General features: G+C 68.9%; 10 protein-coding genes. 4 read left to right on the top strand and 6 right to left on the bottom strand.

Annotated features, from left to right (window positions below; all coding sequences use genetic code 11):
- Positions 1–14: 14 nt before the first annotated feature.
- Positions 15–1,361, bottom strand: a complete 1,347-nt coding sequence (locus J2Y58_RS09155; protein ID WP_310101854.1) for an outer membrane beta-barrel protein — start codon at positions 1,359–1,361, stop codon at positions 15–17.
- Between the two features lie 8 nt (positions 1,362–1,369).
- Positions 1,370–1,951, bottom strand: coding sequence for a polysaccharide biosynthesis/export family protein (locus J2Y58_RS09150; RefSeq protein ID WP_310101852.1), 582 nt, complete (start codon positions 1,949–1,951; stop codon positions 1,370–1,372).
- Positions 1,952–2,198: 247 nt separating this feature from the next.
- Here J2Y58_RS09150 and J2Y58_RS09145 point away from each other — a divergent pair, with 247 nt between their 5' ends.
- The 3 genes from J2Y58_RS09145 to J2Y58_RS09135 all read left to right on the top strand — a co-directional run bounded on the left by J2Y58_RS09145 (position 2,199) and on the right by J2Y58_RS09135 (position 5,431).
- The gene (locus J2Y58_RS09145) at positions 2,199–3,344 is read left to right on the top strand and encodes a glycosyltransferase (RefSeq protein WP_310101849.1); all 1,146 of its coding nucleotides are present in this window, start codon (positions 2,199–2,201) and stop codon (positions 3,342–3,344) included.
- An 87-nt stretch (positions 3,345–3,431) separates the two neighbouring features.
- Positions 3,432–4,424, top strand: coding sequence for an NAD-dependent epimerase/dehydratase family protein (locus J2Y58_RS09140; protein WP_310101843.1), 993 nt, complete (start codon positions 3,432–3,434; stop codon positions 4,422–4,424).
- Between the two features lie 125 nt (positions 4,425–4,549).
- Positions 4,550–5,431, top strand: a complete 882-nt coding sequence (locus J2Y58_RS09135; RefSeq protein ID WP_310101840.1) for an SGNH/GDSL hydrolase family protein — start codon at positions 4,550–4,552, stop codon at positions 5,429–5,431.
- A gap of 13 nt (positions 5,432–5,444) precedes the next feature.
- On the opposite strand, the gene J2Y58_RS09130 is transcribed toward J2Y58_RS09135, so the two are convergent.
- The 4 genes from J2Y58_RS09130 to J2Y58_RS09115 form a co-directional block, all read right to left on the bottom strand.
- On the bottom strand, positions 5,445–6,836 hold the full coding sequence (locus J2Y58_RS09130; protein WP_310101837.1) for an oligosaccharide flippase family protein: 1,392 nt from the start codon (positions 6,834–6,836) through the stop codon (positions 5,445–5,447).
- Between the two features lie 125 nt (positions 6,837–6,961).
- On the bottom strand, positions 6,962–8,182 hold the full coding sequence (locus J2Y58_RS09125; protein ID WP_310101834.1) for a DUF1996 domain-containing protein: 1,221 nt from the start codon (positions 8,180–8,182) through the stop codon (positions 6,962–6,964).
- A gap of 182 nt (positions 8,183–8,364) precedes the next feature.
- Positions 8,365–9,735, bottom strand: a complete 1,371-nt coding sequence (locus tag J2Y58_RS09120; protein ID WP_310101833.1) for a DUF1501 domain-containing protein — start codon at positions 9,733–9,735, stop codon at positions 8,365–8,367.
- Between the two features lie 12 nt (positions 9,736–9,747).
- Entirely contained in the window at positions 9,748–11,742 is a 1,995-nt protein-coding gene (locus J2Y58_RS09115) for a DUF1800 family protein (RefSeq protein ID WP_310101830.1), read from the bottom strand.
- On the opposite strand from J2Y58_RS09115, the gene J2Y58_RS09110 reads away from it, so the two are divergent.
- Positions 11,735–12,148, top strand: a complete 414-nt coding sequence (locus J2Y58_RS09110; protein WP_310101828.1) for a hypothetical protein — start codon at positions 11,735–11,737, stop codon at positions 12,146–12,148. The two genes, J2Y58_RS09115 and J2Y58_RS09110, sit on opposite strands and share 8 nt — an antisense overlap.
- Positions 12,149–12,305: the final 157 nt, after the last annotated feature.

Genomic DNA, 12,305 nt, shown 5'->3' with positions numbered 1-12,305 from the left:
TCCGACACCCCGGCTCAGCGCCGCAGCGTCAGGCTCAGCCCTGCGCGTAGTTCGTTGAATCGCTGCCCAACCCGCGCGCCGCTGCTGTCGCGATTGGAATAGTCGATCGACGGCGTCAGCACCATCGACCGGTTGAGCGTGTACAGGGCACTCGCTCCGACATGGTACAAGGTGTCCTGGCGGTCGATCCGCGCGAAATCGTCGCGCTCCAGATCGGCGCGGCCGACCAGGATCAGGTTGCGCAGCAACTCGTGATCGACCTCCGCGGTCAGCCGCGACGCGGTATAGCCGGCGGCGTCGCGCACGATCGCGTCGCGCACGTCGCGGCGCGCGGTCAGCGTGATCGTGGTCAGTTCCGACAGCAGGTAATCGACCTGCGCGTCGAACGCGAGCCCGCTCAGACTGTTTATGCCGGCCTGCTCGTACTGGCGCGAGAGATAGCCGATGCCCAGCCGCGTGCGGATCAGCGGCGTCAGGTCGAACGCCGCGCCGCCGACCAGGCGCAGCTCGTTGCCGCTGCGGTCGAAGTCGAACGTGGCGTCACGGTAATCGTGGCGGGTGTAGACGCCCTGCACGAACAGCGACGTCACCGGGGAGATGTTATACTCCGCGCGCCCGGTCAGCCGCGTGGCGGTGCGGTCGAGATAATCCTGATCGATCACCGTGTCGGCCAGCGACAGCGTGTCGCTGAAGTTCAGCCGCGTGACGTTGACGTCGCCCAGCAATTGCAGGCGGTTGAATGCGTAGACCCCCTGGAGCGAGGCGACCTGCCGGTCGAGCGGCACCGACGCGGCGGAGAATTGCGGAAAGTCGCCCGACAGTTGGTTGATGTAGATGCGGTCGGCGTTCACCGCCGCGCGCAGCGTCGATTCGCCTGCAAGCTCCAGCCGGCCCTCGACCCCGACGTCATACCCGTCCTCGTTCTTGATCGGATAGGTCAGGAAGCGCCGGAAATTGCCGCGGACATGCGCGCTGAGCTGGTGGCGCGACCATTGGCTGCGTGCATCCAGCCGCGGTGCCACGATCGCGTAACCGTCCGCCACCGCATCGCGCGAGGCGCCGAAGACGTTGCTGGTGGCGTTGGCGCCCAGATCGACCTGCGGGAAGACCAGGAACGCCCCCGCACGCACGCCGGTCGCCGCGAGTTCGGGATGCGGGCGTTGCAGCACGGTGACCCGGTCGGTCACCGGCAGGTCGAACTCGATCCCGGTGTCCAGCACCGAGCGCGAGGTTTGCGCGCCGGCCTCGTGCGCGCCCATGGACGCGACCGTCGCCAGCAACGCCCCCGCCGCCAGCCGCCGCGACGCGCGCGGATGCAGCCGCCGCATGCGGCGGGCAGGGCGGGGGGCCATGCTGTTCATCGCCGATATCAGAAGAACCGCTCGGCCACGCGGATCGTGTCGCCGGGACGGACCGCCACTTCGGGCGTGGCCTCGACCTTCACCTCGCCGCCGCCGCTCTCGGGGCGGATGAAGACGTGGTTCTTCTGCGCGCGGTAGCTGTAGCCGCCGGCGAGCGCGACCGCGCCCTCAAGCGTCATGCCGGTCTGGAAGGGATATTGTCCGGGCTTGGCGACCTCGCCCAGGATGTAGAACGGTCGATAGGTGACGATCGAACCGGTCACGCTGGGATTGCGCAGGAAGCCGTCGGCCAGCCGCGTGCGGATCTGCGCGCTCAGCTGGTCGATCGTCATCCCCTGCGCCTTGACCGTGCCGATCAACGGCACCTCGATCGTGCCGTTGGGGTTGATCGCGTAGGTGCGCGAAAGGTCGGTCTCGCCGTACACCGTCAACGCGATCTGGTCGCCGACACCAAGCTGATACGTCGCATCCACCGGCGACACGCGATCGCGTCCCAAAGCCGAGGCGGTCTGCAACGGCAGATCGCTGCCGCGCCCGGCGCATCCTGCCAGCAGCGCCATCGCCGACAGCATCATCGCCAGTCTGGTCATGTCGATCGTTTCCCCGGTCAATGCCGCATGTGCGAAGTGCCGACGTGGTAAGCGATGCCGCTGCAAATGCAAGCGATCTCGCCGCTTGGCTTTCTCGCCGCGCCGCGCCGCGGGTTGCAGGAATGTGTTTAGTCGCTATGCGTTACGAGGAGGTGGCGCTTCGACGTCGTCGTGTGGCGGCGAAGCGGCGGCTAAAGCACCAGGCGCGCGCCGCGGCGCTGCTGAAAGGGATCGGCGAGACGCGAGCATGACCTGGGTGTGTGCCATCATCGCCGCGCTGCTGCTGGTGCTCGCGGTGCATCCATTCCTTATCTACCCGCTGACATTGCGCCTTTTTCCGCGCCGTCCGCTCGCCCCCCTGTCCCGCGACGGCACATATCGGCCGACGCTGGCGATCTGCATGTCGGCCTATAACGAGGCGCGGTCGATCCGCCGACGGATGGAGCGGCTGGTCGAGGCGGCCGAAGTCTATGGCAATGCCACCATCCACGTCTATGCCGACGGGCCGCAGGACGGGACGATCGAGATCCTGCGCGAGTTCGCCGACCGCATCGACCTGATCGTCTCCTACGAGCGCAAGGGCAAGACGTTCGGGATGAACCAGCTGGTCGCGCGCTCGACGAGCGACCTGCTGATGTTCACCGACGCCAACGTCCTGCACGACCCGCAGGTGATCGCGCCGCTGGTCGCGCCGTTCGCCGATCCGGACGTCGGCTGCGTCAGCGCGCGGCTGATCTATTCCAATGCCGACGACAGCCCGGCCGCGGCGACCGGCGCCGCATACTGGCGCGCCGAGGAATCGATCAAGGCGATCGAGAGCGGGACGGTGGGGCTGATCGGGGTGGACGGCGCGATGTTCGCGCTGCGCCGCGACCTGCACCGCGCACCGCCGCCGCACCTGATCGACGATCTGTACCTCAGCCTGATGGTGCTGGCGCAGAACAAGCGGGTCGTGAACGCCCCGGACGCGCTGGTCTATGAGCGCAGCGCCACCGCGGCCGACGAGGAACTGGTCCGCAAACGCCGCATCGCCTGTCAGGCGATCAACGTGCACCGCACCTTGTGGCCGCAGCTGCGCCGGCTGCCGTGGCCGGCGCTATATGGCTATATCTCGCACCGGATGCTGAAATGGATGACGCCGTTCCTGCTGGCAGGGGCGATGCTGTTCGCGCTGCCGGTGGCGATCGCGCTGCTCGGCGCCGAGGCGGTGGTGCTGCTGGCCGGCGGCGTCGTGCTCGCGCTCGCGGCCGGGCATGCGCTGCACATCGGACCGGCGCAGCGCATCGTCACCGCGATCCTCAGCCTGGCGGGGGTGGCGATGGGGGTGATCGATTCGGTCGCCGGCGGCAAGACCTATGCGGTCTGGGCGCCCGCGGAATCGGTACGCGACTAGGCGCGAGTTGCCGATCCCGGCCGCTGCCTCTAGGAAGCAGCCGCAGCATGGACGCGCCCGAGAGGGCGCCAGCCGGGGGATAAGATGATGAGCGGCCGTACCGATCCGATCCTGGTCACCGGCACCGCCGGCTTCATCGGCCATGCCGTCGCGCATCGTCTGCTCGACCGCGGCGAGCGCGTGATCGGCGTCGACATCGTCAACGATTACTACGACCCGCGGCTGAAGGAAGCGCGTCTGGCGACGTTCGAAGGGCGCAACACCTTCGCCTTCCACCGCGCCGACATCGCCGATGTGGAAGCGATGGCGAAGATCGTCCGCGACAATAACGTCCGCCGCGTCGTTCACCTCGCCGCGCAGGCGGGCGTCCGCTACAGCCTGGAGAACCCGTTCGCCTACGAACGCTCCAATCTGGCCGGGCATCTGTCGATCATGGAGGCCTGCCGCCACGCCGACGGGTTCGAGCATCTGGTCTATGCCAGCTCCAGCTCGGTCTACGGCGACAAGCCGATGGGCGGCGCCGGCTTCACCGAGGATGAGCCCGCCGCGTCGCCGGTCTCGCTCTACGCCGCGACCAAGCGCGCGTGCGAGCTGATGAGCCACTCCTACGCGCGCCTCTACGGCTTTCCGCAGACCGGGCTGCGCTTCTTCACCGTCTATGGCCCCTGGGGCCGCCCGGACATGGCCTATTTCTCGTTCACGCAGAAGATCATGCGCGGGGAAGCGATCGAGGTCTACGGTGAGGGCAGGATGGCGCGCGACTTCACCTATATCGACGACATCGTCGACGGGATCGTCGGCGCGCTCGACCATCCGCCCGCAACCGGCGAACACCGCGTGCTCAACATCGGCGACAGCCATCCGGTCGGGTTGATGGAGATGATCGAGGCGCTGGAGGATGCGATCGGGCGCAAGGCCGAGAAGGTGATGCGTCCGATGCAGCCCGGCGACGTCACCGCGACCTATGCCGACGTGTCGAAGCTCCACGCGTTGACCGGCTACCAGCCGAAGGTGATGCTGCGCGAGGGGTTGCAGCGCTTCGCCGAATGGTACCGCGGCTATTACGGCCCCGCGGCCTGATGGACACGCTTAGCGGCGCGTTAACCAATGCTTAGGCAGCGCGGGTGCAGGAACGCCATGCCCGGTGGCATGGCGGCCGTTCCGCCACGCCGGGCGTTGGATCGACCGGTAGGAAGGGCGACGCGATGCGCCACGACGCAGCTGTTTCGGCAACCCGCGCGCGGACGCGCCGTGCCATGGTGATCGCGCGCCGCGCGGGCGTGGCGAGCCTGCTGCTCGGCTTCTCGGCGTGCGGCAACAGCGCCGCGGGCAACGGCCCTGCCTCGTCCGCGGTCGTCGTCGTGCCGGTGGCGGCCCCGGTCGTCGAGGCCGCCCCTGCGCCGAGCCCGACCCCGGCCCCGACCCCCACCCCGTCCGCTACGCCGTCGCCCACCCCGTCCGCCACGCCCACGCCCGCTCCCTCGGCCGCTGCCGGCGCGCTCAAGGGCATCGTCGCGGAGGGTGATTCGATCTCGCTGTTCTGGGGCGGTTCGTACACCGGCATCTTCGCGCGCGAGCATCCGTCGATCCCGTTCAAGGGCATGGCGGTCAGCGGCTCGCACGTCACCGACGCCGCCACCGGCAACGGCCTGGTCGAGCGCCTGCCGCAGGTGCTCGCCGCCCGCCCCGCGCTCGTGACGGTGCTGATCGGCACCAACGATCTGGGCGCCAGCCGCGGGCTGACCCCGGTCATGTGGCTCAACAACCTGTGGGCCTATGTCGCGGCGGTGAAGGCGACCGGCGCGAAGGTGGTGGTCGGCACCGTGCTGCCGATCTGCCTGCCGCAATACCGCGACTATAACGACGGCCACAGCCAGCAGCGCCCGGTGGTCAACGACGACATCCGCGCCGCGGTGGGCACCAGGATCGACGGCGTGTTCGACGTCGCGGCCGATCCCGTGATGGGGTCGGATGCGGCGGCGTGCGACACGGCGCTCTACAGCGACGGGCTGCACCCCACCGCCAGGGGGCAGGAACTGATTGCCAAACTCTACACCCGCGCGGTCGAGGCGGCGCTCGCGAAATAGCCGCCGGCGCCGCTTATCCGTGTAGCGTCAGCCGGAACAGCTCCGCCGGCGCGCCGGTCAGCCCGATCTCGAACGTGACCCAGCGGATCGCATAGGCCAGCGCGATCAGTGCCGCGGTCGCCGACACGTCCTGCCGCACGAACGTCACCTTCTCGCGCGCCTGCCCGATCGCCAGACACAGGTACCGCATCGCCTCCGCCGCCACCGTCGCCACCGCCGCGGCGACGATCCCGTAATGCGTGAGTCCCAAGGGCAGGAACACGATCAACCCGGCCAGCTTCGCCACGCTGCCGAACGCGCTGTAATGCGGCTTGCCGAGCCCCAGCATCAGATTCTCGTTCAGCGTGCTCAGGATCATCAGCCACGCCGCCAGCGACACCCATGGCAGCAGTTGCGCCGCGTCGTGATAGCGCCAGTCGTACATCTGGATGACGACATCGGACAGCGCGATGAACCCCGCGATCGCGACCAGCGCGGCGGCCTGGAACTGGAAGCGGCGATGCGCCAGCTTGCGTTGCAGCTCCACCCCGCGCACGCTCGCGGCGGCGACGGTGGGGAAGACGATCTCGGCCCCCAGCTTCACGCTGAACTGCGCGAACACGTCCGCCAGCGACCGCGCCACGCCGTAGACGCCCAGCACCGCGAAGCTGACGTACTTGGTCAGGATCAGCCGGTCGAAATTCGCCGCCAGGAAAAAGACGATCGAGGAGACGAACACCCATTTGCCGAACCCGATGATCTCGCGTGCATAGCCCCAGTCGATCATCAGCCGGTGCTTCAGCCCCGGCTTGATGAAATAGGAAAAGGTCGTCGGCATCACTGACGCCAAAATGTTGCCGGCCATCAACCCCCAGATGGTGGGAAACAGCCACGATACGGTGATCAGCGCGGTCGAGCCGAGCAGCGTCGATATCACCTCGAATCGCGCGGTCCGATGCAGCGCCAGCTCCTTGATCGCCAGCGGCAGCCCGATCGAGGTGCAGCCGGTCAGGACGAAAAAGGCGGTGATGAACGGCAACAGCCGGTGCAGCGTCGGGTCGCCGTAGAAGCGCCCGATCACCGGCAGCAGCAGGAAGGTGATCAGGCACAGCGCGAATCCGCGCAGCACCTGCAACGTCCAGGCGGTGTTGTAGAAGCGCGGGTCGGTCGCGTTGCGGCTGCTGATGACGTTCTGTCCGATCCCGATGTCGGTGAACAGCTCGATGCCGACGCGCAGCGAGGTGAGCAGGATCATGATCCCGAACAGATCGGGCGCCAGGATCCGGGTCAGCACCAGATTGGTGACGAAGCGCAGGCCCTGCACGATCATATAGCCCGACGTCGCCCAGCCGAGCCGCTTCAGCAGCGCCTCGGGCACGTGCGCGCGCGCGATCAGCCGGGCGCGGATCGTGGAGGAGTCGGCCATGGCGCTGGGGTTATCCGTAACGGCGTTGATTCGGGGCGGCTAATCACGCCTGCCGTTTGACCGCAATCGCAAAAGGCGCATGCGGTGCCCGGGGCAGGGCCCGGGGCAGGGCGCGGGGCAGGCGGTCACGGCGCGGTGGCGGCGGGGCGCGGCGGGATCGGCACCAGCCGGCGCGGCGTCTTCCAGGCGAACTCGCCGACCTGTTTCATCTGGCGCCCGTCGCCCAGCTCGCCGGTGCTGCAATTCAGCATCTTGTTGATGCAATTCTCGGTCCAGGCGGTCATCACCTGATCGTCCCATGCGCCGAACCAGTCGGCGTGGAAGGTCGATCCGGCCGGCATCCGCTCCATGCCCGGCATCTCGTCGGACGACAGGTACCAGCTGTCGGCGCGCGCCTCGTCGACCGAATACCAGGCGCCCAGCGTGAACGACGGAATGACGTACGGATGCGTCGACGGGCAGCGCAGGACCCCCGTCTGCCCGTAACTGCCGAAGGCCAGATGGTCGCGGTGGTTGGGGCTGTCGAGCCGCGTGCCGTCCCAGCAGTTCGGTGCCGCGATCACCGCGCCCAGCCGCGCGCCCGCCGGACAATTCTTCGCCGCCTCGGTGATCGTCGCATAATGGCCGGGCGTCGCACCGGGGCCGTCGCAGTTGAAATAGGCCGCGTTCCTGTTCGCCTGGTGCGTGATCATGTCATAGCCGAAGATCATGCGCAGCCCGCGCGGCAGGTCGGTGCAGCCGCGCGCCGCTATCTTCCGGCACTCGGGCGAGATGGCCGGAAAGCGCTTGTAATAGATGGTGACGTAATCGGGGCGCACCACATGCCCCTTGCCGTCCAGCATCGCCGGCATCCAATAGGCCGAACGGTTGAGCACGTTCATGCAGGTGCTGTCGCCGGACGTACGCAGGCTGGCGTAGGTCGACGCCGCATTGGCGGCGGTGTTGCCGTACCATTGGTGCAGGTGGCTGCGTCCCGGCTGGTTCGGATAGACGATCGGGTCGTCATAGCTGATCTGCCCGGGCATGCAGATGAAGCGGAACGCGCCGACATTGTCGGGGGCCGATGACGGCGGGATGATCCCGGTCCCGCCGGTCGGGACCAGCAGCGTGGAGGGCCGTACCGTCGACGGGATCGACGCCGGCACCGCCAGCACGTCGGTGCTCAACGCCGGGCGGGTCTGGTCGCCGTGCTGGCTGCCGACATTGTGCGAGGCGCGGTCCCGGGCGGTGGCGTTCGCCTCGCCGGGCGCGCGCAGCTCGTACACCGCCTCGTCGGCGCGCAGCTGCGCCGGCGACGAGGCCGTGCAGGCGAGCAGCGACAAGGCGAGAAGCAGGCGGCGGTACAACGGACGATCTCCAGCAGGCTGCGTGCTTATACGCGCAGCTGTCCGGAGCGACAAATGCGGCGCTGTCCTACATGCGTGCCGGCGACTATCCTGCCCGCGGGCCGGAGGAGGGCTGTGAAAAACCGTGCCATCGTCTCAACATTCGCAACATTCGGCGACGCGGGGTGCTTTATTACAGAGACTTAGCCGTACAGCCCGATCGGCCCGCGTCCGTTGGTAGACCAGGTGCCCCAGTTCGGCACGACATACGGCATGTCGCCGTCGGCGACGCCGTGCCACTTCAGGATCGCGCCGAGATATTCCTCCTGCGCCATCGTCGGCAGGAAGCGGCCCTCGTTGCTGATATCGTCGGCGCCGCCCAGCGTGGGGTCGGGGTAGCGACCGAAGACGCCCTTGGGCGTCACCCCGCCGCCGATCACCAGGTGGTTGTTGCCCCACGCATGGTCGCTGCCGAACTGCGCATTGCCGCGGTACGTGCGGCCGAAGTCGCTCATCGTGAACGTCGTGACATTGTCCTGCAGGCCCAGCGACTGCATCGCCTTGTAGAAGGCGGCCAGCGCCAGCGCGAGGTCGCCGAGCAGGTTCGCGTGCGTGCCCGCAGCGACGTTGCCGCCCGTCACCTGGTTGTCGTGGGTATCGTACCCGCCCTGCGACACGAAGAACGACTGGCGGCCGTGCCCGAAGGTCGATCGCGCCTCGATCATCCGCGCGACGCGCTTCAGCTGCATCGCCACTTCGGACGTCAGCGCCGCGCCGGTCGACGGGTTGACGAAGAACGCCTCGACGCTGCCGGTCGCGCTCAGCACCGCGCTGGTCGCCGCGGTCATCGCATAGGCGTCCTTCAGCGTCTCGGCCGTCGACTGCGTCACGTCGTCGCCCAGGCCGGTGCCGCCGGCGAAGCTGCTCACCGCCGCCTCGATCGCGGGATTGCCGCTGTCGGCGCGCGTCAGCACGGTCCGCGACGGCAGGACCAGCGGCTGCGCCTGCTGCCCGATCAGCGCGACGTTGTTGCCCGCGAACGAGATCACCGGCGGCACCCCGCTGCCCGCGCCCATGCGGTCGTGCAGCCGGCCCATGAAGCCGTCGCGGTTCACGCCCTGCGCGCGCAGGCCCTGCCAATGCTCCTGCTCGTCGGAATGGCTCATCAGGTTCGACGGGCGCAGGTCGGGGCGGCTGACGAAGGTCGCCTTGGTCAGCGGCGCCGCCAACGTGCCGGCGTTGAGCACCAGCGCCATCGCGCCCGCGTCCCAGATCGGTGCCAGGCTCGCCATCGCCTGGTGCAGCCCCAGCCCGCTACCCGCCAGCGGCACGACCGCCGACGGCGGCAGGGCCACCGTCTGGCGCGAGGCGACATAGGCCGAATAGGCGGCCGGATCGGTGGGGACCAGCATGTTCCAGCCGTCGTTGCCGCCGAACAGGAACACGCCGACCATCGCGCGAAAGCCGCTGCCGGGCGCGCCATACGCGACGCCGCGGCCGAACATGCCGAGCGCGGCGGCCGCGCCGGCGCTCATCGCCATGTGATGGAAGTGACGGCGGGAAATCGAGGTCATTTGGATAGGTCCTCAGCGATCGACGAGGAAATTGGGGCTGGACGCGGCGATGTAGAGCAAGGCCTGCGCCCGGCGGCGTGCCTGGATCTGCGGGTCGCGGCTGGTGATCGACAGCGCGGCATTGCGCAGCGCCTGTTTCTGCGCCTCCGTCGCGGAGTTGTTCAGCATCAGCAGGTTCACGACCGCCACCAGCCGGTCGGTATCTCCTGCGATCGCCTCCCAGCCGCTCCACAGCGGCACCGTGCCGGTGAAGGTGTCGAGGTTGTTGTTGAAGTTCCAGTCGCCGCGATTGGCGTTCCCGCCCATCGTCCAATCGTAGACGAGGTTCTGGAGCGCCGTGCTGCCGCCCGCCGACAGCAGCTTCGATCCCGGGCTGACCAGCCCGTTGCTGCGCGCCAGCGGATAGTCGAACGGATAGAAGTTGAAGACCGACGGCGCCTGGAACACCGGCTGGCCGACCGCGGTGTCGCGCAACGTCCCGCTGATCCCGTCGGTCTGCACGCCCAGCGCGCGCAGGATGCCGGTCATCACCAGCACCGGCTCCTTCACCTTGCCGACGCCGCCGCTGCCCGGTTCGGCGCCGCGCGCCTCGGGGTCGAGCAGGATCGCGCGCACCACGGCCTTCAGGTCGCCGCGCACGCCCTTGCCGTTGTCGACGAACACCGCGCCGATCCGCGCGACATAGCCGGGCGAGGGGTTCGACTTCACCAGATTCTGGATCAGCAGCTTGGCGATGCGCGGCGGCGTGCTGGGATGGTTGAACGCGGCGTCCAGCGCGATCCGCACGCTGTCGGCGGGTGCCGCGCCCGCGGGCACGGTGACGCCGAAGAAGGATTTCGCCTGGCTGTCATAGGCCCAGTTGCCGCTGCGCTGGACCATCGGCAGCGTATAGTCGTTGCCGGTCCAGTCGGTCCGCCCGCCGCTGGTGGCGTAGACCCAGCCGGTCAGCGCGCGCGACACGCCCTTGATGTCGTCGGGCGTGTAATTGGGCACCAATGCGCCGTTGGCGGCCAGCACCGGCGTTCCGTCCGCGTTGAGCTGCATCGGCCCCATCGTGAACAGCTGCAGCATCTCGCGCGCGTAATTCTCGGACGGAGCGGCGCGGACGCTGCCCGCCATCGACAGGTACAGCCCCATCGACCCGTTCATCGTCACCTTGCCGAGCAGGTCGCGGTAATTGCCGAACGCGCCGTCGAGCAGCAATTGCTCGAAGGAGGCGATGCCGGCGGTGTTGCCGACCGTCGCGCCGGAGAGCACCATGATCTGCGACAGCGCGAACGCCACCCGCTGCCGCAGCTGATCGGGCGCGAGCGTGGCATTGGCGTAGAAGCGTGCCGCGACCGGGATGCGGGTGTGGTTCACCTGCCAGCAGTTCGCGACCCCGCGGCCGGTGCAATAATCGTTCGGCACCCATTTGACGAGATCGCTGTAGGTGCTGCCACGCACGCGGAACTGCTCGTCGATCCAGCCGGGGATGCCGAGCGCGGTGATGCGCGAGACGAGCTGCGGGGTCGGGCCGAACGACGCCTGGCGCGCCAGCCGCAGCACGTCGACCGGCACCGCCGCCGCGCCGCCCGCCGTCGTGACCGGCTGGTTGAACGCGGTCAGCCCCGCCGTCCACGGAACCGAGTCGCCGTTGGCGGTGAACAGCGCGATCATCTTCCAGAAGGCATCGACGATCGCGCTCGCCAGCTCGCTGGCACGCGCCGCGAGGTAGGCGAAGCCGTCGGTCGGCGCGCTTTCCTCCGGCAGCTCGATGGCCGGCGTCGGCGTCGGCTGCGGATCGGGCGCGACGACCGGAGAGGGCGTGGGCGTGGGTGTCGGCGCGACGCTGGTAGGCGTCGGCGTCGGCGTCGGCGTCGGTTCCGGGACAACGACGGGGGTCGGTGTCGGGGTGGGCGTCGGCGCCGGGGCGAGCGGCGACGGGGACGCGGTCGGCGTCGGGGTCGGCACCGGCGTGGGCGTCGGGGTGGGGCGCACGACCGGCACCGGGGTAGGCGTGGGCACCGGGGTAGGCGTCGGCGTCGGCGCGGGGGCGGGCGTCGGCGCCGGCGTGGCGGCAGGCGCCGGAGTCGGCGTCGCGGTCGGCACGGGCGTCGGGGTCGGTACCGGGGTGGGCGCGACGATCACGATTCCGCCGTCCGTCGGTGACGGTGTCGGGCTGGGGGAGAGGCCGGGCGCGGCGCTGCCCGAGCCGACCGACGGGGTCGGCGTCGCGGCGGGCGTCGGGGTCGGCGCGGGCACGACGACGACCGGCGCGGTCGACGACGTGCCGCCGCCGCTGCCACCACCGCCGCCGCCGCAGCTCGCCAGCGCGAGCGAGGCGGTCGCCAGAAGAAGTTGTGAACGTAACCGCAAGATCGCCACGCTGGTCTGCCCGAATCCGAACCGTCACCGCCCGATCGGCGGATGACGCAGCACTTACGGACAGCGGCTAAAGACGAGGTTAATTGGCTCGATACGAATTGTTTTACTCGCGTAACGGCCCGAAAGACTGGCGCCATAATGGCTTACGCGATCTTAACGCTTGTGCGTCATGATCCGCGACGACGACAATGACCGAGGACGGG

Source organism: Sphingomonas sp. BE138 (assembly GCF_031456125.1).
Lineage (GTDB): Bacteria > Pseudomonadota > Alphaproteobacteria > Sphingomonadales > Sphingomonadaceae > Sphingomonas.
The sequence above is the reverse complement of the archived record's forward strand: the minus strand, read 5'-3'. Positions and strand labels throughout refer to the sequence as shown.